This window comes from Paracoccus actinidiae (genome assembly GCF_030863885.1).
GTDB classification, from domain to species: domain Bacteria; phylum Pseudomonadota; class Alphaproteobacteria; order Rhodobacterales; family Rhodobacteraceae; genus Paracoccus; species Paracoccus everestensis.
In genome coordinates, this window is sequence record NZ_CP132956.1 from 3664477 (window position 1) to 3686435 (window position 21959).

General features: G+C 58.2%; 17 protein-coding genes. 4 read left to right on the forward strand and 13 right to left on the reverse strand.

Annotated features, from left to right (window positions below):
- Nucleotides 1-163: 163 nt before the first annotated feature.
- From Q5701_RS18240 to Q5701_RS18250, 3 genes are all read left to right on the forward strand, one after another.
- Nucleotides 164-568, forward strand: coding sequence for a hypothetical protein (locus tag Q5701_RS18240; protein ID WP_306752391.1), 405 nt, complete (start codon nucleotides 164-166; stop codon nucleotides 566-568).
- A complete protein-coding gene (locus Q5701_RS18245) occupies nucleotides 565-978 on the forward strand; it encodes a hypothetical protein (protein WP_306752392.1) in 414 nt (137 codons plus the stop codon). The genes Q5701_RS18240 and Q5701_RS18245 overlap by 4 nt, the downstream gene beginning before the upstream one ends.
- A 212-nt stretch (nucleotides 979-1190) precedes the next feature.
- A complete protein-coding gene (locus tag Q5701_RS18250; RefSeq protein ID WP_306752393.1) occupies nucleotides 1191-1439 on the forward strand; it encodes a DNA-binding protein in 249 nt (82 codons plus the stop codon).
- A 13-nt stretch (nucleotides 1440-1452) separates the two neighbouring features.
- Here Q5701_RS18250 and tnpC read toward each other — a convergent pair whose 3' ends face one another.
- The 3 genes from tnpC to Q5701_RS18265 all read right to left on the reverse strand — a co-directional run bounded on the left by tnpC (nucleotide 1453) and on the right by Q5701_RS18265 (nucleotide 3798).
- On the reverse strand, nucleotides 1453-2922 hold the full coding sequence (gene tnpC / locus Q5701_RS18255) for an IS66 family transposase (RefSeq protein ID WP_306752394.1): 1470 nt from the start codon (nucleotides 2920-2922) through the stop codon (nucleotides 1453-1455).
- Between the two features lie 124 nt (nucleotides 2923-3046).
- On the reverse strand, nucleotides 3047-3394 hold the full coding sequence (gene tnpB, locus Q5701_RS18260) for an IS66 family insertion sequence element accessory protein TnpB (protein WP_306752395.1): 348 nt from the start codon (nucleotides 3392-3394) through the stop codon (nucleotides 3047-3049).
- Complete coding sequence (locus tag Q5701_RS18265; RefSeq protein WP_306752396.1) at nucleotides 3391-3798, reverse strand: transposase; 408 nt, start codon at nucleotides 3796-3798, stop codon at nucleotides 3391-3393. The genes tnpB and Q5701_RS18265 overlap by 4 nt, the downstream gene beginning before the upstream one ends.
- 29 nt (nucleotides 3799-3827) lie before the next feature.
- Between Q5701_RS18265 and Q5701_RS18270 the strand changes: the two genes are divergently transcribed.
- Nucleotides 3828-4286, forward strand: a complete 459-nt coding sequence (locus Q5701_RS18270; RefSeq protein WP_306752397.1) for a hypothetical protein — start codon at nucleotides 3828-3830, stop codon at nucleotides 4284-4286.
- 435 nt (nucleotides 4287-4721) lie between these two features.
- On the opposite strand, the gene Q5701_RS18275 is transcribed toward Q5701_RS18270, so the two are convergent.
- From Q5701_RS18275 to Q5701_RS18320, 10 genes are all read right to left on the reverse strand, one after another.
- Nucleotides 4722-6908 carry a tetratricopeptide repeat protein gene (locus Q5701_RS18275; protein ID WP_306752398.1) on the reverse strand — a complete coding sequence of 729 codons (2187 nt, stop codon included), beginning with the start codon at nucleotides 6906-6908 and terminating at the stop codon, nucleotides 4722-4724.
- A 62-nt stretch (nucleotides 6909-6970) separates the two neighbouring features.
- Nucleotides 6971-8296, reverse strand: a complete 1326-nt coding sequence (locus Q5701_RS18280) for a trypsin-like serine protease (protein WP_306752399.1) — start codon at nucleotides 8294-8296, stop codon at nucleotides 6971-6973.
- Nucleotides 8286-9986 carry a M12 family metallopeptidase gene (locus Q5701_RS18285; RefSeq protein ID WP_306752400.1) on the reverse strand — a complete coding sequence of 567 codons (1701 nt, stop codon included), beginning with the start codon at nucleotides 9984-9986 and terminating at the stop codon, nucleotides 8286-8288. The genes Q5701_RS18280 and Q5701_RS18285 overlap by 11 nt, the downstream gene beginning before the upstream one ends.
- A gap of 2 nt (nucleotides 9987-9988) precedes the next feature.
- Nucleotides 9989-12493: a S8/S53 family peptidase gene (locus Q5701_RS18290; protein ID WP_306752401.1), complete on the reverse strand. Its 2505-nt coding sequence runs from the start codon at nucleotides 12491-12493 to the stop codon at nucleotides 9989-9991.
- A 415-nt stretch (nucleotides 12494-12908) separates the two neighbouring features.
- Complete coding sequence (locus Q5701_RS18295; protein ID WP_306752402.1) at nucleotides 12909-14666, reverse strand: caspase family protein; 1758 nt, start codon at nucleotides 14664-14666, stop codon at nucleotides 12909-12911.
- A 34-nt stretch (nucleotides 14667-14700) separates the two neighbouring features.
- Nucleotides 14701-16215, reverse strand: coding sequence for a caspase family protein (locus Q5701_RS18300; RefSeq protein WP_306752403.1), 1515 nt, complete (start codon nucleotides 16213-16215; stop codon nucleotides 14701-14703).
- Between the two features lie 22 nt (nucleotides 16216-16237).
- A complete protein-coding gene (locus Q5701_RS18305; RefSeq protein WP_306752404.1) occupies nucleotides 16238-17836 on the reverse strand; it encodes a trypsin-like serine protease in 1599 nt (532 codons plus the stop codon).
- A 2-nt stretch (nucleotides 17837-17838) separates the two neighbouring features.
- A complete protein-coding gene (locus Q5701_RS18310; protein ID WP_306752405.1) occupies nucleotides 17839-19872 on the reverse strand; it encodes a M23 family metallopeptidase in 2034 nt (677 codons plus the stop codon).
- A 28-nt stretch (nucleotides 19873-19900) separates the two neighbouring features.
- Nucleotides 19901-20638 (reverse strand): hypothetical protein, encoded by a 738-nt coding sequence (locus Q5701_RS18315; protein WP_306752406.1) that lies wholly within the window; start codon nucleotides 20636-20638, stop codon nucleotides 19901-19903.
- Between the two features lie 243 nt (nucleotides 20639-20881).
- Entirely contained in the window at nucleotides 20882-21691 is an 810-nt protein-coding gene (locus Q5701_RS18320) for a hypothetical protein (RefSeq protein WP_306752407.1), read from the reverse strand.
- Between the last annotated feature and the right edge of the window lie 268 nt (nucleotides 21692-21959).

Sequence of the window (21959 nt, forward strand, 5' to 3'; positions counted from 1 at the left end):
CCAGCGGCGGCTGTTGAGAATACGGTAAGATATTGTCATTGCCTGTTCACGCCGCTCTTCGCTCGAGAGCAGCTTGAAAGGCCAATGATGCATATTCAGGAGGAAGGAGGGTTTGCTTGTCACTCCGGGTGTCCCGCCCGGAGCAAAGATACAGGAACACGAGATGTTTCATCAGAGTCGGTTTTTTACCTCCGCCCTTCATCAGTTTATCCTCGATCACATTGACGCCCTGCAAAATGCCAGCGATTTGCTGGGCGGCAGAACCTCGCTTCGTCGTACGCAGCGGCTGATCAGCGACATCGCTGGTCATCCAGAAATCACCAGCCGCCTTGAGAGAGAGATCGGCTGGCTGCATCAGCTCCTGACGCTGCAGCATGTGGATGATTTCGACCTCGATCATGAGGAATATGTTGCGATGCTCGCACCGGACGCCCCCTACGTCGACGAGATCTGTCTGCTGGCTGACGGGTTAGAGGACGCGATGATTGCCGCAGGCTTGGAACCCTACGACCCGCTGCTGACCATCGACAGCCTGGACGACGTGTTTGAACAAGGGGACTGGACATGACAATTGACAATCCCGTGGCGGACGCGGTCTACCAAGTGCTGCAAATGTTGCCGGAGGTGGAGCAGGCGCTCGCCGGTGTTGTTGCAGACGCTGCTTCGACTGCAAGTGAGCGGCATCTGGCGGCCGCTTTGCAGCGACAGGCGAGGGCGAAAAAGGTCTTCTCTTCGACGGAGCTCGATGATCTGACACAACTGCTGTCCAGCATCATTGCGACACATGGTCCCCTCACACAGAAAATCTGGGTCAATGACGAGCATTGCATGTCCGGGGGCTGGCTGCAGACGGTAGTCGTTCCTGGGCAGCAAGCAAGGCAGGAGTGTTATGTCACTCTCTTGCAGTTCCATCAGGCGATAAGGGTCGTCGCAGACCTTAATCAGGCTCATCGTATCGCCTGTAGGATAATGCCGTAACTTATTGGGAAAGTTCGTTAATCGGGCTTTCCCGCCTCTGTTCAGAAGGACCGTTCGACGCGCCCGTCCAGATGCCGGGTCAATTGCGAGGTGCCAAGACTATCAAACCATTTGGGACTAATCCCTTTCAGACCAAATCCTGATGTACGGGGCCATGATGGTACCGTTGGTAACGATGTTACCAAGATTACCCTGCAGCATACGGATGCAACATGACGATTAATGAGACCAGCGCCAAGAAGGATTACGAAGCAGTTGTTGAGACAGCCATCAAGGAACTGACCGCCTTGGGCGAGGAAATTTCTGTTAAGGAAGTAATCAAGCTGACCGGCGGATCAAGACGAGACATCGCTCCCGCAGTGTCGCGGGTCAAGAATAGGCTCCGCCGTCGAGAGCGGAGGATTTGGTCTGCGCCGGATATCCCCGCCGCGGTGCAGGATCTTGGTATCCGTCCGGCGTGACTGCCGTTGATTTTCAGGCTTTCTGCCAGTTCCAGGGCAGGAGTTCGTCGATGCGATTGATCTTGTGATCGGCGATGTGGGTCAGCACCCAGGTCAGCCATGCCTCGGGGTCGACACCGTTCATCCGGCAGGTTTCGATAAGCGTGTAGGCAATGGCTGCGGCCTTGCCGCCGCCTTCTGAACCCATGAAGAGGTAGTTTTTTCTTCCGAGAGTCACAGGCCTGATCGACCGCTCGCAAATGTTGTTATCCAGCTCCAGCTGGCCGTTCTCGAGATAGGCTCGCGCCTTTGGCATGCGGCCAAGCGCGTAACGAATGGCTTCCGCCAGCTTGGTCTTGCCCGATATTTTCGGCAGTTGCAGCGCCAGCCAGGTTTCCAGCTCGTCAAAGATGGGCTTTGCCCGCGTCTGTCTCAGAGTGACACGCTCTTCTGGCGTCTTGTATCGCGCTTCCTTTTCGACGGCATAGAGCCGGGCGATCCGTTCGATGGTTTCCCTGGCGATGGCCGATCCCTCGCGTTCGAAGGCATCCACGAACTTGCGGCGGACATGGACCATGCAGGCCTGCTCGCTGGCCAGGCCCGGGCCGAACAGTCCGTTGAAGCCGGTGAACCCGTCTGCATGCACGATGCCTGTGTAGCCCTTGATGTGGGTCGCGGGGTGGGCACCCTTGCGGTCCGTGCTGAACTGATACCAGGCACAAGGCGGTGCTTGCCCGCACCATGGTCGTTCATCGCGAACATAACTCCACAGCCGTGCGGTGTGGGCCTTTCCGGTCTTGCCCGACCTCTGCATCTTGACCGGCGTGTCATCGGTGAACAAAGCCGGACCCGCGCGCACCAGCTTGCCGATGTGATCGGCCAGCGGCGCAAGCAAGGCGGTCGAGCGGCCGACCCAGTCGGTCAGCGTCGAACGATGCAGATCGATCTTCTCGCGGGCGTAGATCTCGGACTGCCTGTAGAGCGGAAGATGGTCGCAATACTTGCCAACCAGCACATGCGCCAGCAGACCGGGACCCGCGCGACCGCGGTTGATGGGACGGCTCGGCATTGGTGCTTGCGCAAAGCGCTCACAACAGGAGCAGGCTGTGCGCGGGCGAATGATCTCGCGGACGACAAAGCGCCCGGGAATGTATTCAAGCTCCTGTGTCACGTCCTGGCCAAGCACGCGCAGGGCTCCACCGCATGAGGCGCAGGCCTCACCTGGCGACAGCAACTCGGCTTGTCGTTCCAGATGATCGGGAAGCGGTGCTCGACTGTGCTGGCGTTTCCGCCGCTTGTCGCTGCCGGCTCCTTCATCCTGGCCGGTTTCATCCTGCTGGGCCGAGGCCGCTGCCGCGATCTCCTTGTCCTCCTGCAGATCGAAGGCCAGCTGCTGGAGGCTTTCGGATTTCGACCCGAAGCGCGCTTTGCGATGGCCTGCGAGCTGTCCTCGCAGATCTTCGATCTTCAGCGTCAGCGCCTTGATTTCCTCGCCCATCAGCATGACCAAGCCCTTCAGGTCTTGGGGGTCGTCAGGCAGGGGATCAAGGCTTTCCAACATGCCAAAACCATACCCGCCCTATCGCTCCAAAGAAACGATAAACCGCTGTAATGGCGTGTTTAATATCCTATCCTGTCTGCGTGGGGCGCCATGTCTTTTGGGGCATTCGCCAGTCGATCCCTTCCACGAGCATGGAGAGCTGAGCGGGGCTGAGACTGACTTTCCCTTCCTTGGCGGCAGGCCAAACAAAGCGTCCACGCTCGAGACGCTTCAAAAAGAGACATCCGCCCTGCGAATCCCACCAAATGATCTTCAAAAGATCGCCCCGGCGTCCGCGAAATACGAACAGATGACCGGAATAGGGATCCTCCTCCAGAACCTTCTCGGCCTGCGCCGCCAGCGTGTTGAACCCCCGCCGCATGTCCGTGACGCCGGCCGCCAACCAGATGCGCGTGTTGCTCGGCACCGGGATCATGACAGCAGCCCCTGAACCAGCCCCAAAACCGCCGCCAGGCTCGTCGGGCCTTCCACCAGGATCCGCCGGCCGTCGGAAAGTGTAATGTCGACGCGCTGCGCGATCGGCTGGGCTTCCACTGATCGGTGTGTCCCAGCGACGCCATTCGTCGAATGTGAGGCGGTGGCCGAAGCGGAGATTTCCACCGGCAGGAAGAGAGTGCCATCGTGGACACCGTCGGGGGACTTGGCGCCCCCGGGAGAAAACCGCGAGTCCCGCAGCCAGGTGAAAAGCAGGTTCGAGTTCATCGAATAGCGCAGCGCCACCTGTGCAACAGATACGCCGTACGCCCGTGTCTGCATGCAGATCGAGCGTATCTCCTCACCAGACCAGAACCGCTTCTTCTGCCCCTTCCTGCCCGCCATCGAGTGCCTCAAGATGTCCACTATTGAACATGGACATTATCAACCGCCGGCTTTCACCGTCAGAGCAGGCACACCGGACGGATACGGATCTTGTCGCCGACCTCTGGCTTCAAGCGTTCGAACTCGCCTCAGCCGACTTCCAGACCCTGAGCAAAGACCTGCAAGCCAAACTGTCCGAGCAAGAACAGGAAACGGGTAATTACTATAACCTGATGGTCGAGACGGAGGACGAAGCATCATCGTGGCGCTCCCGCGCCGAGGCCTCAGAGAGCCTGGTCGTGACACTGCAAGACCAAATCGCTTCGCTTAAAGGCGCGCTTCATGATGCCACCTCTCGCCTTGGAGAGCGCAGGGAAATTGAGGACCTCCTGAAAAGTGCAATCGCCCTTCGCCCGGTAGCCGCAATCCAATCCAGTTTGGCAGTTTCGGCCGGGAGCGACAGCCAAACCCAATCCAGAAACCCAAATCTGTCCTCGGTGGCAACGTAACCGGATCGTACAGGTGGCGGGCGAGCCACATATTGCTTAAGGGCACCTCGAAAAATTGCCCTGACGGGCTGCTGCGATATGAGGCGAGCGGCATTCGGCTGCTTGGGTCGGGACGCTGCACAGCTGGGTTCTTTGATTTTTCCGACCACTACGCGAGCTCGGACGCCAAGAAGAACCCCTTGGTCGAGATCGACGTCGTTGTGGCATGAGAGGTCAGGGCAATTTTTCGAGATGCCCTTAAGATGATCCGGAGGAGGCAGCAAATGGTGAGTGGCAAATCTCTATCAGGTGAGATCACGAGAAAACAGCTGCGCACCAAGGAGCGTGATAACAAAGTGCTCCCTGCCGAGCGCCAAACACGCACGCTGGAGGCGGCGCGCAATCGGGGTGAGAACCTTGAACAGAACCAGGGCGGGCAGCCCGAACCAACACAATCTAGAGCGTGTCGCGGGCATCGAGATTCAGGATTCCCAGCTTGCCTATGATGTGCTTCCCTTCTGCTGAGGCAGGTATGGGGGGTCTGATGGGCAAGCCACATCCAATGGAGCTTCGGACGCCGGATAGGAGCGGCCGCGCTCGCATTCCCAGCAGGCGCCCACAGCGCGCCGGCCGGCTAATCCCCTCCCACTCCTGGCTGTCCAGACCACAGCGAAGAGCCTGAACCCTCTCCGTGAGCGCCGTAGCACTAACATCAACGGGTGACCAGCGGAACTCAGATTTCGTCACAGCCCACATGAAAGTCGTGGTGGGGAGATCCCCCCCCGCACCATCAGATACGAGAAAAGAGATCAAGATCTCATCTTCGCGTAGCAAATCTTGCGCCTCTGGTATGCTCAATGGCTCCGGGTTCGCATATGATGCAAAGCGTGGAAAACTCTCCTTAAGCTTTTTGTCAATGGCTCGTATGTGAGTGTCTATCTCCTTCAGCTCTTTCTGAAGCCGTTGCCGCTCGTGGACTTCGTGATCCGAGTCACTACTGAAGAGGGCAATGCGTCGGCTGTCAATTTGCCGCCATCTCAGGACTAGATCCTGACGCTCTCTGATCAGTTCACTGAGGTTTTCCGATTCGCTTACGTTCCGCACAGCCATGCTTGAGACTGCCGTACTCGCCACAGAACGGCTGGACCATTGGCTGGCAATGAAAGATAGCATTGCATTACCAGTGATCTTATCTGATTGGTCTAACCCTTCCAGATATAGCACCTGCGATAGCTGTCCTACGTGTTGGGTAGCAACTCTAGCCCCAAAGCTAGGCCCGCCGACTACAGGGCGGCCGAGAGAGTCGTTGCCGCGACGAAAACCTTGGGCAACGATGTTGGTCAGGTCGACCAACTCCGCGCCTGCGGCTGTCCAGTCCTTGCGGCGAATGTAGCTCGAGACAATGCCACTGGTAGCCATAAATTCTGCTGCGGATGTTGCTCCAAATGCGGTTCGCAGGATTTGCCGACCGCGCCTCATATCCGCTTCGGCCTTGTCCCATTGTTGCAGAGCCAGGTGTAAGTTGCCGCGCGCCAAAAAAAACAAACCTCTTAAGTGTCCCTCTCCCACTAGGCGGTGACGCTCATCAGCTTTAGCGAAGAGTTCCTCAGCTTCCTCGTAATGCCCTTGCGCCCGAAGGAAATCAGCCAAATTCGTCATGACTGTCGTTCTTGCCACGCCCTCAGGATCGTGAGCTGTATATATCGCCAGTGCTTCGCGAAGATGGCGCTCCGCCAAATCGGGTTTGCTGACGCCGTAGACTGCTGCCATGTCGTTTAGCAGCTTTGCTACCTCAGTACCTTTTGGCCCTGAGCGGCGCTGCACTATAGATAGACTTCGATCAAAAAGCCGCTCCGCTTCTTCGAGGCGGCCTTGATTGGCTAAGAAAGCTGCAAGGTCGGCCAACGACGAGGCGATATTGGCGTGATCGGGGGGAAGGAAACGCTGTCGCATTTCGAGAGCGCGTACATACATTCGCTCTGCTTCTAAATAGTCACCTACGTCCTCATGTAACCGCGCTAATCTAATAACAACTTGAAGCGTTTCCGGCGAGTTCGGCTCTTCGTCTTCATTTATTAGCAATACCTGATCCAAAAAGGACAAGGACTCTACTTCACGCTGGGTGTCCGCCAAAATATCAATAAGCGTGTTCAGGACGGGCAACATGCCCGAGTCGAAACTGTCGACATGCTTAGACCGCAGTTCAAGAGCACGCCGAGCCATGCTTTCTGCCTCAACAAATTTTAGCTCCTGCGCAGAAAGTTTAGCAAAGTTATTGAATATACTAGATAGTAGAATCTCTGTTTCCTCAAGATCGGCCTCCAACCCATCAGATATATATTGTTCGAGGAGAGAGACCGCTTCGGCGTGATACCTACGTGCTGTGGCAAATTCGCTATTGAGCTGGTACCCAAGCCCAACTGTATGTAGCGCCCATCCACGTTGTCGCTTGTTAGATGCGTCGGCGCGCGCAAGGCGCAGGGCGTCTTCCGCTACCGTCAGACCTCTTTCCCATTCACCGGCGCTATAGTGCCGGTTTGCGAGGTTGATAAGCATATCGACATTTTGCCCCTGCGAACTCGCCGGGAACCAGAGCAACATGAGGAAGATTGCGAAAAGGGATTCAATCCGAAGATACTTCATTTCGGTCTGCCCTGCCCCCTTTTGAGTGCTCAGGATGAAACTCTGTTGATGACCCGCCGGAGCTACTGCTCAATGGCACGGTACTGGGTGACGACGACTTGGGCGAGACCTTGCCCGCGCTGTCTTGTGACGGTGACGGTCCACGCGCCAGGTGCGGGATTGTCAAACCGGCAGAATGCGAATTGCCCGTCGCCGTCCTCGGTGCAGACGCTCGCTGCGTCTCGCGACACCTGCAGGTCGAAGTTGTTCCTCCCTTCGCCGTTGTCGTCGCCGTTCATGGCAACCATCAGCGCGCTGGTACCGTCGCGAACGTCAATGGGAACATCGACCCGAGCGCGCTGCGAATGTAGGGTGAACGTTTCACCGAGAACATCCTCCTGCGGAGAGAGCGCCGGCGCGGGACCGGCAGCCTTCGGCTCCCCGTTCAGCTGCGCAGTTTGCGTAATCCAGTCCGCGTAGGTGACGACGTCGGCGTTATAGCTCCGGTCGCCGATCAGACAATCGTCCAACTCGCCGCCCGAAGTCACGCCGGCGATCCTGCGGACGCGGCGGCTGCCGACAACTTCTTCGACGAAGAGTCCGCCGCCGGAGTCGGCGTTACAGGTGTTGCTCCGCATGCCACCGCCGGTCACCTCGGCGTCAAAGTTCCAGCAGATCAGAGGGCTGGCGGCGAGGCTTGAGGGGCAGGCGGCCGTCTCGACAAAGCCCTCACGCTTAATGCCGTAATCGTAGTTGAATCCGCCGCTGCGGCCGAAGCCGACGATCGCGCCGAGCGTACCGTGCAGGGGCCTATCCTCAGTTAGGATCGCCTCAGGCGTGATCCGCTCGACGGGCGCAACGAGCGTCAGGACAGCGACGTCCGCCGTCGGGAACTTGTAGAGGTCTTTCTGCCATTCAACCGCGGCCACGGCGAAAATGCCGGCGCTGTGCAGATACACATGGTACAGCCGGGGTCGCGGATCGCGCGCGAGGCAGTGCGCTGCAGTCAGGAACTTGTTGGGGGCGATCAGGTTGCCAGAGCACCAGGCTGTCGCCGTGCGCGGGTCCTCCCCTTTTAGGACTGCGCCGCTCGCCGGGTAGTCAATCGTCCCGCGGCCGTTCACAATGCGTGGTTGGCCGGCTGCACGGCGGTTCCGTTGCATCCTCTCGTCGCTATACGCCGCAGGATCCTGGATCGCCTCAAGGGCCGCCTGAGCTTGGTCGATAATCCCCTTCAATGCGCGCTCATTCTCCTCCTCGGCGTAGTCCGCGCTCGACCGCAAATTCTGTGCGCTCGCCTCGCGCGCCCCAATGATGGAAACGAACAACAATAATGCACATTGCGCTGCAGTGAAACGAACGCTTCGCCTAAATGAGGTATGGTTACGATTATGCCGATCAAGGTACATGAATGACCTCCTCATCAAGTAGCGGGTCAGTGGTCCCTTCCAAAGCATATCTATCAGCTAGGGCGTAGACTGCCTGATCCGGCTGCAATACCGCGGCGAGCATCTCGACATCGTCGGATGTCATCGCCTCGCCGTACAGCGCTAAGGCCGTTAATCCGCGACGCATGGCATCGTCGAATTCTGCCGTTCCATAGGTCTCAGGCCAGTCGCGTGACACTTTTACTGCCTCCGGATCCGAGGCACGCATACTGACCACGCCTCCGGGAAGCCTAGCCAAGTCGTTTAGACAGCCCTCGCCACAGCTGTCTCCGGGTACCAACTCGATCCACTTGCGCCCCCCGAGCAGGACCGCGAGATACATGATGCGTGCCTTGGCCTCCGAGACTCCCTCGTCCAGCAACATCTCGTAGAATACGCGCTGTGTCCGCCAGTAACTGCGCACCCGATTTTCAGGATAAGTGTAATGATCATGCACAACCGCGGCCTTAATAAATTCTGATTCGAAAGGTTGCCCAATCAGAGGTTGTGCCCAGTCAGGGATAGATGCCCCGTCCGTGGTGCCGGTCAGCACCTCGGCCCCTACCCCTGGGTCGCGGCGCGACGCTTTCCAGCGCATGTTCGCGGCATCCGCATAGGTCAGGTCGTTGACCAGCAGACAGTGCCGCTCGGCCTCGCAGCCCTCGGGCTGGAACAGCAGATCGCCTTCGAAGCTTTGGGCGGCGGCCATCATCGCAGGGTTCTGCGCATCTTGCAGCGGTGCCTGATCGAAACCGTAGAGCGCATTAATCGTGGCGATATCACAGGCAGCCAGCCCCCTGCGCTGCCCGATCCTTGCGGGATTACCGGTCCAAGCTCCCCCGGAATTGGCCTTTGGCGTGATCACGAAGGACCCAGCCGCATCTGTGCGCCCATAGTGCATGATCGAATCGTAACAATAGCGTCCGACGTCCTGAAACTGCTGCGGATCGGCATCAAACTGCGCACGCAACAGCGACGAGGCCGTTGAGGAAAAAGCGATTTCAATGAAGTTCGTACGGTCCGAGCGCGCATTCTCGTGATGCATGCCCAGCACATGGCCAATCTCGTGCGCGATGTTGCCCCATTGGCACCAGTTCGCCAGTTGCACCATCCGCGGCCCCGACTGGGGGCGCCCCAGCGTAGTTTGGCAGCTGTTGCCATTGGGATCGTCAAAGAACACCACATGGCTCGACCGTGGTGATCCCGTGATCTCGTCGAACCGGATCGCGGTCCGAGATTCCCAGTGCCGGATCGCTTGACGCACCCGCGGTACCCAGTTTCTAGGTACACTGGCATCGATGCGGTAAGGGACCCTGCCTCCCGGCCAGAGAAGAGATCGGTTCCGTGTAACCACTCCAAAAAGCCCGCTGTCGCCCTCTTCAAGGCCCTGCAGAGAAATTCCGCCCCGCGCCTCGAGGTCGAACAGCTCGGCCGCCGTGCCCAAGACAAGATCGCCCTGATAGATCGCATTGCCGCTGGCGTCGGTCGCAAAACCGATTTCGTAGATCTCGCCACCGATCTCGATTTCGGCGGTTTCCAAAACGCCCTCGGCTTGGCCCGGAGACCGCAATTCATCCGACGCGCGGGCCAAGGAGAAATCTTGAGCCGCGGCACTCTGCGCCAGACCGAGGTAGAACAGGACACCCAGACAGCCTGTAAAATAACGGATCATAACTAACTCCTTTTAATGGCAAATTTGATGTCCTCGATGTCGGACAGTTTGATGGTGCGGGTTCCGATATCGGTCTGCAGCACCACTGAGTCGTTGCCCCGAACGTCGCATTGCTGGGACAGGAACTCGTCTTGGGCAGTGATTAGATCGACGTACCACAGCCGATTGGCGCCTTCGGTGCCGTCAGGCTTGGCATAAAGGCGCAGCATGTCGTGGGGATCCGAGTAGCCACTGGCGCAGACTGCGTTCATACGGAAAGATCGGCCCCCGGAGATCTCGGTGATCTGGCCACGCACCGTCGTGACGGCACCGTCCGGACCGCGGAAGGCTACGATGTCCTCATATACCCGCAGCGCGTTGACTGGGTTAAGCACGCGGCCCATGCTGATATCGCCGCGTGCCAAACCGAACTCCAGATCGGCACTGGCCAGCAGTCGCGCCCGCACCCACGGCGCTCGCTGCCGCGCCACAGGCATCACGCTGCGCAGCATTGACGCGGTGAAGGTCACGATCGGCGCAGCAAAGGAGGTTCCGTTGAACTCGGCGGTTTCGTAACCGCCCTCAGGTGTGGCGCGCAGGGCCGCCACCTTGCAGCCGGGCGCGCCCAGAACCACCACGTCTTCGCCGTAGTTTGAGAACCAAGCTCGATCGGGCGGCACATTTCCGGAATCCAATGCGGCGACTACGATCATGTTCCAGCCGCCATTCTCGCCGTCCGCCTCGAGTGTGCCCCAGATTTGCGGTTTCAGCCGCTTAGACGTGACCGACTTACCCTTGTCGCTGTCGTTGTTGCCCAAGTTCCCGGCTGCAACCACCAGCAGCGGCGCCGTGGGGTTGAACATCGTCTCCTTGATGTCGCGCAGATCAGCGTCGTTGTCGTCGACCGATCCGAAGCTCAGGTTAACAATCGAAGCGTTGCTGTCGCGGATCGCCAAAGCCAAGTTCTCAAGTAGGGTGTAGCTCAAATCGGAACTGCTGCCCCCGCGCTGGGGGCGGACGTTGTAGATCGGCTTGCTTCGCACTGTGATCGGCAGCCCTGCAGCATGGCTCAGGTCCATCAGGCCAGGTCCGCCAAGTGCCAAGCTGGTGACGGCGGTGCCGTGCACAACCTTGTCCATCTGCTGCGGTGGCATGCCATTCAAGCTGGCGGCGTCGGAATGGCTGTTCCTGTCGACCATGCGCGCCCATTCCGCCCCGCCGAAATCGGCAGTATCGAAGCGGAAGAAACCGCCGTCGAGGATTAAAATTTCGGCTCGGTTTGCTGGCTCGCCCAGACGCGCCTTGGCCGCCATGGCGTCGCTTACCGCCGCGCGAAAGTCCGTCTGAAACACCGCGCTGCCCCACGCCCCCGGAGCATCCCGCGAACAGTTGCCCACTGCCCCGGAGTCACTGACGTTCAGGAACAGTGACAAGCGAGAGCGGTCGGGCGGCGGCGGCGCCTCTTCATAGGTGGCATCCGGCAAGTCCTTCGGCGTTCTTGAGATATTAGCCGGGGCCCTGCCCCCATCATCTTCCGGGGATAACGACACAAGCGCCGGTCGGGTGCGCAACTGCACCTTGGTGGATCGCGCTACCGGCGCGGCCGACACAATGGGCACATTCGCATAGATCGTGTCGATGTCGCGTACCCGGATGCGGGTATTCAGCTCCGTCGCCACATCAGTGGGCAGATCCGACAGTCGGATCCGCGCACCCGATGCCTCGCCGCCGCACAGCGCGGAGCTCATCTGACAGAACGGCTGCGCCAGCGGTATCTCGTTTAGTTGCGGCACCTTTTGACCCGCTTCGATAGCGGCCATCACATCGCCCAGCACGTCCTCTGAGGAGTTGCTGCCGACTGCCACAAGGGCCTGCCCCAAAGCAACTTGGGCAGTTCCGCGATCGACGCCGGCACTTTCAAGGCGTCGCACCACGGCAAAGCCTTCGTAGGCCAAGCGGCTGCGATCAGTCGGGTCAATCCCAGTGTTGCGCAGAAAATCCTCGATGCTTGCGATCAGGCCCGCTACGGATAATCCATGTCCACCGTCGTTCGCGCCGTTATCAAATTGAACCAAAACGGCGCCGCGGTCTGGCGGCGCTAGCGTCACAAGCTGTGGGGCGTCCCGTTTGGTCTTACCCAAGGCTTCCTGGGCTAGCGTAGAATAAAACCCGCCCAAGACATCGCGTTCGTAAATCTCGGATAGTGTGTCGTCCCGGCTGGGCAAGCGCCCGACCAGTTGCACCTCCTGTTCGTCTGGCAGGCAGTCCGGCACCTGAGTCTGCTCTGCGGGCACAGAAAAGAGACCCTCTGTGTCGACGCTTCCACCCTGAGTCCTGACCACCTCGGCAAAGACCTTAAGGTTGTTGGGGGACACGAACCCGCAGGTCTCGCGTACCAGGTCGTCCAGCCGCCCATTGGTCCGCAGCGCTACCGTTGTGACCGAATGTTCGGCGATGAACCGCGCCGTACCGTCTGAGATCGCGCCCCGGATCGGAATATTTGCAAAAAAAGCCTTTTCTTCCGCCATTGCGTCAGACGCGGCAATGAACAGAACGATTGAACAAGAGCAGGCAACTCGCATCGTCACCGCCTAAACTCAAGAAGAGGCCTCGTATGTTAAACGTTGATCACGATTCTTGCAATTCGTGTTTAATCACAGATGCAGCTTCCACTTTGAGCTAGTTGAACCTTACAGATTTCGTTACGAATACATTCACTGTGTTCATTAGACTGGCTGAGAGAATTGAACCGCCGAAGTACCTGACCTGCTACCTAATTTTGGACTAGGAGATAAATTCACACTTTCTATATCAAGGATCACTTATAATAACGTGACCACCGAGCCGCTTCACGGCAGAATATAGGGACCTGGCGTTGGCGTACTTGTTGTCGCCTACAGTCACGGAGGCCAGCCCGCAGCCCTCGCAACGAAGTAAGATCGTTCAGCAGAGGCTGGGCTCGACATCACATAGCGACATTAATAGGAAACGTTCTCCCTCAGCTATCTTGCGGCCTGGACCGACGCGACGTTCATAAGCCGCAAGCAGCGCTGGATATGGATTGCGGAAGGTGTTGTCGATGCGAAGATCAAGATGCAGGTGCACCGTCGTTCCGCCTGGACGCCCACCCAATATATCAGACATAGTCCCAAGCAAGTCGCCTGCATCGACCCGGTAACCGCGTTTGATTTCGTCGCGGATGTTAAGAGACAAGTAGCGCCAGACACGCCCGCTGTCACCCCGAAGCACCAAGGTTGTGTTGTCAGTTTTCTGTATTATCGTTCCGGCCTCGACTGCGACAACAGGGGTGTCAAGTCGAGCAAAAGTAGGCCCGTCGTTGGTCCAAATTACCAGATCGACGCCCTGATGGCCTCTTCCAGCGGGACAGGTCGGAACAGACCATCGCCGTTCTTCGCAGAAGTTGTCGCGCCAGATCGGAACTGGTCCGCGGAAGTCTGCCGTGCTCGCGATATCTATCTCGCCGGGGCCACCAGGACGATAGACTTGACTGACTGAGGCGACTTGGTTGCTGAGTACCGGAAAAATGATGTCGGGTGCGTAGTTCACAGGGTCCAGCGACCCTATACCGCTACCCGGGAGTAGCGCGCCGGTAGCGTAGTAATAAAATGGAGGTTCACCATTGGCAGGGCGAGGCAATACGCTTTTATATTGATCGATCAGGACGTCCAGCTCGTCTCGGGTCAAGCCACTCGACAGTAGGTCATTTGCCCTCGCGACGAAAGTAAGATCGTTCAGCAGCGGCTGGACTCGGCTCCGCATGTCGGTAAGCCCTTGCGCATCGAGGTTTGTGATGAGTTCGTGCGCGGCACCGCGTGGCGCATCCAGTTCGGTGTGGACAACAGAAATCTTTACCGCCGGCAAATCCGCCTGAGACCCAGTAGCGCTGGCAGGATTGATAAGGATGTCTGTTCCCGAACTTGCATACACTGCTGGAATCTGGTTGGGCGTTTGGGTCGCAGTGAGTTCGGCGGTGCGCACCATAACCTCGCTCATGAGTGCGAGTGTGCCCAAACCAGGTTTCTCGAGCGTTTCCAGAAGCGCTTGGGCGAACGGGCTGTACTGCGTCGACACCGCAGTCCGATCATAAGCTAATTGCCGCGGCCGGGTGGACAGCATCATCGCAATCCCGCCTGGCGGGGATACTTGTGAGAATCCGCCGCCCACTGGCACGAAATCGCGTGTGTCGGACGAAATGCCGATTGCGGCGCGGCATGCATCGATCATTATTATTTGCGCCGCGTTACCGTTGTCGTGGGCAAGCAAGGACAGCATCAAACTTAACGACACACTTTCGTCCATTATCGCTGACATGTTGGCGGTGCCGTTGACCGGGACGAGGAAGTTTTCTTCCTCACGTTCGTTCATGAATCCGTGCCCTGCGAAGTAGAAAAAGCCGATGGGTCGGCCGTCTGCCGCCTTCAGCGCGCGGCGATAGCGATCGACAGCGAGAAGAATCTCAGGAAAGCTTGCGTCGGTCAAGATTGTGGTGCTGAAGCCGAAATCCCTCAGCCGCCCTCCAATCGCTTCAACGTCCGAAATCGGTGTGTAGAGCTTCCAAGGCGTGGGATAAGCCTCGTTGCCGATCAGAAGTGCGAAACGACTTTCAGGTATCGACTGCCGGTCAGTGAACTCCTGCGCATGGGCAGAAGACGCGGCGGCAATGAGGACGAGAAATGCCAAAACCATCCTCCGGAGCGGCATTCGGCGGTGTGGATCAATGAAGCTTGAGGATTGCATCTGAAAGCAGCGCATTGGTCTTGGGCGTTTCATCCTCCATCAGTGCTCGGAGACGATCGGAAATCAGGTTTCTCGCATGGAGTTGCACGAAAGGCGCGGCGCCCTTGATAGCAAGCGCAAGGTTATACTTGCCGCTAGTCGAAGCTTCGGCGAATTTTTCAATGGCGGTATTGACGACGCGCGGGTCGCCGAGATCGTAGAGGAATTCAGAAGCGTAGATTCGCATTGTGCGATCGGAATGGGCCGACAGACCCACGAGCCAGTCAATATCGTCCTGCTCGAGACGCCGCGAGATTTCGCCGCGAAGCGACTTGTTCGATCGCAGAAGCTCAGTCAGTGCAACCACTGCGCCTAGCTCGAACCTGTAGCCTGCCGTCTCGCGGTCTGCGGCCATGAGCGCTGAGACCGCGTCAAGCCCGCCAGCGGCCAAACCACTCCGGGCGCCACGTCGTATGTTGACGTCGTCGCTCTCAAGGCTCGCAATCAGGCCGTCGAAGTCCCCCGACACGATCCTATCGTCTTTGGTCGCGGAAGACGGCTGTGCGGCGTTGACGAAGCTTTCCGGAGCGATTGTCTTCAGCCAAGCAATAGCGCGGTCAGCGCCCGCCGTCCCATCGCAGTGGCGAACGAATGAATGGGCTAAGTCCAGTGAGTTACTGCGCTCGACAAGCTCCCACAATTCTGCTGCGAGGTCTTCGGAACAGCGCGGCTCCATTTGTTGTTCGCGACGCTGCCGGAGAGCGCCGTCGAAACGAACTTCTCGAGACAGCTTGTCGATGTAGTAGGGGGCCTGCGCTTCTATGAAACGCTCGCGGAACGTTGTCTTGACATCTGCAAAGAGGATTGGCGCGCGAGTTGTGCGTGCTGCCCGAAGTTCCTGTTCCAGCGCTTGGGCGTACGGACCAGCAATGGCGGACGGATCTCCATCGGTCGCAATGTCTCGCTCTCCGGTCGAGAAGGCCACGAGCATATTCGGCCAGAGACCGACGGGCGCGAAATTGCGGTTGCCCCTAGGCCCGAGCCTGAGTTCGTTGCGGCATGCGTCAAACACCACGATATGCGCTGCATCAGGCGCAATCTCCGACAAAACTGTCTGAATGCGTTCCAGCGGCAGCGCGCGGGTCCAGAAATCGGGCGCGTTAGGTCCGATGACGTCGACCGGGAGGAGCACGTTCTCGCGCGTGTCCGGCCGGCCAGCACCGTGGCCCGAATAGTATATGAAACCAACCGCGCTATCGCCTGCAGTCGCCAGTCTACGAGCGTGGGCTTCTACCGCAGCAAGCAAAGTGAAATAGTCGGCATCGAAGAGCTCCTGAACTTCAAACCCTGCATCCTTCAGTGCCGAACCAACAAGTTTAGCGTCCTTGATGGGGTTGTGCAGCATTCCGACCGCTGGGGAATAGGACTGGTTGCCGATGACCAGCGCGAAGCGGTCGGCCCATGCCGCAGGTGCCAAGCACAGCGCGACCATCACGGCAAGAAGGCGTACCACGTAGTTCCTTCGAACGCGGGCATCATTCAACATCGAACACTCCAAGCGCAGCGAACATCGTGAAATTAGGCACGGCCACGAAGTTGCGGTCGGCTGCGTCACTGTAGCTGTCGATATAGTCCGAGACCTCGGTCAGGAGCGTAGCCAGGTAAGTGACCGAAGCTTTAGTGCCGGCGAAACCGTCGGGATCAGGCTGCTCCAAGCCGATGTAGGGACGATTGATCTCAACGAGGTCGAAATCTGGTGGCAGCAGCAGTGCCAGTACGCGGTGGGGCCCAGCCGGGGCTTGGACCTCAAAGGCGCTGAAGCCGTGCAGATGCGGCACCGGAACATTGACCTCCTGCCCGCCCCTGACGATCTCGTCGCCCTCGCTCCAGAACTGATTTGGAAAAAGTTGGGTTACCTTAAGGTCAGGATTGATCTCGACGAGTAGAAGCTTGCCGTCGGCCGGCGGAGTGACGCGGAAAGCAAACTTGTCACCAAGCCTTAGCCGAGTTGCGCCGCTGCCCTGAATCAGAGTGCCGTCAGTGCGAATCGCGGAAAGTGGCATCTCTCCTACGCGCGCATCACCTTCAAGCAATGTCTGCATCTCGCCCAAAAGGCTTTCGACTTCTGCAAGGGCTCGAGACGCAGCATCGGGTACCGCGCCTGGCTCTACGTTGAGTGGGCCAGTGTGGCCAAGAACCCAATCATAGTACGCTGACACTCGTGTATAAACACCTGCGTAGCGGCCATCGGTGCCCCCGCATTGCGTCTTTCCCCAACTCACTATTCCGACTTGATATCGGGTATTGTCGGCGTCGCACATAGTCAGAGCGCTGCCGCTATCGCCCTTGCAAGAATCGATGCCGCTGGTTCCGGCGCAAAGTTGGTTCGGTCCAATTGCAGCATCGTCCTCGCTATGCAGCAGTCGGCATTGGTCGTTGGCGATGCTTGGCATTGCCGCGCTCTGTAACCGATCCTCCGATACAACATAGTACCGGTTGCCCACGAGCACGGATCTGGCTCCTACGTCCCAAGCAGTCCGTCCGAAGCCAGCAACTTCGACGAGCGAACCCGTTCCTCCTGTCACCGGGTCGGACTCTGCTTCCCTAGACAAGGTCATAATGGCGCCTGTCCAAGGTGTTTCATCGGCAAGCTCAATCAATGCGATATCGTTGCCAGTGGTGCTGAAGTGTTCATAGCTTTCGTGGACGATAATCCGCTTGACTCCAAGGCCCGGGCCAGCCGCCGCTTCGGAAAAGCGATTGGCTGCGGGTACTACGTCGAGTTCCCAGTTCTGAAGCTGCCGCATGCCGCCATCGCCTTCGTGGATCTGAAGCGAAAGGTCGAGAGCATACCGGTATGGACTATCCGAGCTGATTAGTGGCTTGAGACAATGTGCCGCCGTTAGCACCCATTTCGGGCTCAGCGCTGTAGCGCCGCACAGCGCAACGGAGACCTCGCTGTTGGCGTCGCGCAACCGCAGCACGGCGAGGCCCGGCCAATCTGCCGCTTCGGCGGGTTCGCCACCGATTACTTTGGGCACCGCCTCACCGCAAGTTTGGGCAGCAAGTGGAGCAGTCAGCGCAAGTGTGACCGTCATTACGGCCAGAAGGTATGGCGCGGGATAGCGGTACATTGTTACTGGCCCTCCAGCACGACGACGCGACGCTCGAGCCGACGGATAGCTTGGGCTAGTGACTCGAGCGTCTCGGCAGGCTCTGCCTCTGCATTGGGAGCGGTCGGCTGGACTACATCACTGCCGGTACCACAACCCTGCTGGCCAAAGTTGCAAGGGTCTCCATACCAAGCATCCGGGCGGACGCGGCCTGTCTCACCGCCATAGTATTCGGCAATCCAGTCTTCGCCATAGCGAACGCCGCGGATGAAGGTGTCGGCATCAACTAGCGCTACCCGTTTAGACTCGTGGCTGTACATCGTGCGCATCCAGTTGAAGGCGACCTCGGGATGGGCAAAGTTCAACACCTCGTCAATGCCGACCGATCGGCCGAAATAATCAGCCGCAAAGTTCCGACCGCTGCCGAAGCCGATGTAGCCGGCCAGATAGACGCTGACAGCCTTGCAGGAACTGCGCGATTTGGCGTCGTCGCTCACGGGGAGTATCTCCGCGGTGCAAGTGACTGGATCGACGCCAGCCATGCTATAGGCAATGTTGCGCGGAGTAGCGGTTTGCGCAGCCACGAATCTGGCGCGCTTGTTCAGCCACACCCAGGACAACCCGACGCCTGCCTCGTCGCTCTTCATCCGCGGAATCAGGCCGGGCGGATCGGCGCTGTCGAACAGACCCGGCTCGACCGAGGTTCCGGGAAAGGTAGCAACATAGGGATGAACGATGATCCGTTCACCCACTTTAGGCGGATAGAAAGTAATGGCGAGGAAATTGCGTGTCTTTTCTGAGAGCGTGACTCGGTCACTAGGCAGCTCCAGCGTCACTACGGGGGTCGGTGGAGGTGTGGGCGCGGAGCTGCCCATATGCACGAACAGCATCTCCTCTGTCGCGGAGCCGACGGTCTGACAATTTGAATCTCGGCGCAGATAGCTGCCGCGAAGCGTCACCGACGACAAGCCAGCAAACTGACCGATCGGTCCTTCTACGTCGAAAAGCACTGCGCCGCAGGCGCTGCTGTATCGCTTCGCGCGGCCGGAATACGCGGGCCCCTGCGCCTTACCGACGAACAGCACCGGGTCAGCCCCGACAAGTGCAGCCATACTCGCTTTTGGCTGGTAATAGACGAATCTGCGCGAGCCACTTGCGTTATCCGCGACCAATCCCATTACTGAACAATTATGAAGCCAATAGCTGCTGATCGTGGAGGCATCAACGGTTGCGAGCGGCGGCGCCAGAGCGATGCCTCTGCAGGAGCCGGTCGGTGACCCGGTGCCCCCACTAGTGAGAGCCGGCGGCCGCACCGCACCTCCCCGTACTTCGCGACTCGGGTCCTGCTTAAGGACTCCGCTCTCGACCAGATCATCCAAGCCCCAAGCCCTGCGATATGCGGCAATTAGGCTGGGATAGATCTGCATGTGTGCGCCCGACGCATTGGTCCCAGCGTAGACGTCGATATGCAAGTGTAGCGACGTATTAGGTGTTCCATTCATAATGTTCGACACCTTGCCCAGCACTTGGCCGCGGGTAACTTGAACCCCCGCCCGAATTCCAGCTGCAGCGATGGAATTCGGATGCATGTGCAGGTACCGAACCGAGTGGTTGCCGCCGGAACTGCGCACAATCACAGTTGTATTACTAGTGACCTTAGTGACTGTACCAGCTTCGACGGCGACGACCTCCCACGTATTGTCGACGTTGCTGTTGGCTCGGATATCATTGCCTTGGTGGCCCTTAGCTGATGGACAGGCGTTGACCGTCCAATCCCGCGGTTCGCATTGGTTGTCTCGATGCGGATAGGCGTAAAGCCGAGGGTCGTTGTCCCAGGCGAGCTTGTGATATCGGCCCAATTGCGTGCCGATGTAGGCATGCTGACCCGTAGCCACGCCCACCTTCATAGGGAAGGTCCATTCGGGGAAATGAACGATCCGCGCCGTAATTCCAGAAACGTTGGTGGGCAGGATGTCTCCCGGGGGAAAATACTGCAGATCCTGAGCAGGTACGGCGAGCGGTATAGTTGCTAGAAAAACGGCAAGGCTGACTCTCATAACGGGCCTCATCGAGATAGCGAAGCGATCAGAGGTCGGGCCGACCGCCGACGACTTGCAGTTTCTGAGCAAGAAGAGTTAGCGCGGCAACATTGCGGCAGAGCGCATAGGCCTCCAGCGCGAGGCATTCGACCTCAAGCCCAAAGACTAGATTGCCGAGCATAATAGCGACGCTTGCACTCGCCGGAGTGACGAGACCAGGCGTCTCGTCTAGCAGGGCAGATCGGCCTTCTGCGTCCATCGCCTCACCTGCGTTCTCGTCGAAAAAGGACACCGCTATCGTGCCGCTTTCGCCAAACTCGCGGCCGGCTATTTCGGGCGGCAGCGCAGTTCGGTCGCCTTCGATCGACAGATGCACACAGCCGAAATCGAAGTTCCGCACGTACCAGCTACCGGGCGGCGAGCCGGGCGCACGAGCGGGATCCTCCGGCACAGTCACAATGTCAGGCACGTTGGCCGCGCATTCCGGCCAATCAGGAATATCAGCGGCAAATGCGGCTGGATCGAAAGGCGTACCACCGAGACCAGACCGGTCTCTGCCTTCGCCCTCGACTTCTGCAAGTCCAAGGACCGGCAAGCTGAAGGTACCATCGACAATTTCTTCCGCGATCGCCCGCTCGCCGAAGGCCGAGCGGGCGTCAGCCCGTTCCATATAGGCGGCGAAAGCTGGATCTTCCCAACCGGGATCGACAAGTGCCGGCTGGGCATGGACATCAACGGCCGCGCCGATCAAAACTAAGCTAACAGACGTAAGGCGGCACATCATCGGAGACATCCAATCTAAAGACGGCGACAGATTATTACAGGCGAATGATGCTATAAAAAATGATTTTACAATTACCTAGCACGACAGATTGGTTTATTTGATAATTAGCGTGCATCACTCAGAAAGCGGACAACGTTGCGGCAGTGTATTTCTTTTGACGGTGCATTCTTGTAAGCGGCTACTCCCATAGGCAAAACATTCTTGTATTCGTCGAGACCTAGCCACGCTGCCCACCTGGTCGCGCTAGCGAGTTGCACTTAAGCGTTCGAGCACTTCATTGGACGGAGCAACAAGGTCTGGTGCGCTTGCGACAGGCGACCGATCCGTTGCTGCCGCTGCTGGTTTCAAAGTCACGATGTGAAACCGCGGGATCGCTTGTGCGTCCTCAACTTTAAAACCGCCATTCTGATCGACCGATACCCGCAGACCGCCGCCGATTTCCGAAGTAGAAGCAGCAGCATTAAATCCTGTCGTGCTTGTGAAAGTTTCTTTGGCGTATAGAATGCCACGCACAAACAGGATATCGCGGTCGTTCGTCTGTTCGGCGCAGGAGCCGGTCGAGATAGCATCCAAGAAAACTGACTGCGGAGAAAGCCGCTGCGCCACGTCTTCCATTTGCCAATCGGCTGAACTGGTCGAACCGACATTAACGCCCAAACTACCCAAGAGGGTGGAAGCCGAATTGAGCAGTGCTGGCAGGCTCGCCCCAAACGACGTTCTGAGGATTTGGCGTGTGGCGGGCAGGGGAGCCCAAGCAACTAAAGATGGCTCTGGCACTAAGCAGGCTGCTGTGACGACATCCGCCGGATTCGCAGGATCAAGTGCACTGCCCACCGGATACTGCGGTCCTGCGATGGGGACAAGCCGATAGACTGGCCCCTGCTCTTGCGCAACAGCGGTGCCGAGCGCCTCCGCAAAATCGCGTTGTGCCTTGAAATAAGATATGACCTGATTACCAGAACTCTGATAGCTAGTCTTCGGGTCGCCGCACGATGAAAGCAATGCTCCTGCGGTTAGTGCGAGCGCAAGAGGCGAACCGATTATCTTCATCACATTACTGACCTTCAAAACCAAGACGCCCCAAATACCCAACTATACGCAAAAAAATTCGGAATAAAATAGCCCATCTAACGGAGAGCTACAAAAAGTGATTGCAGCGCTATCTGCAAAAACGAAGTTCGAAAGAAATGATAGTCAAGCAAAACGCCTTTTTGGTTGAGCTTAAGGTCCGACCTTACATTGCATTGGAACTGCAAACTACAGCCACGAAAATAATACATGACGTCGGCCGTACCGAAGAGGATATTGAGAACACATCTTG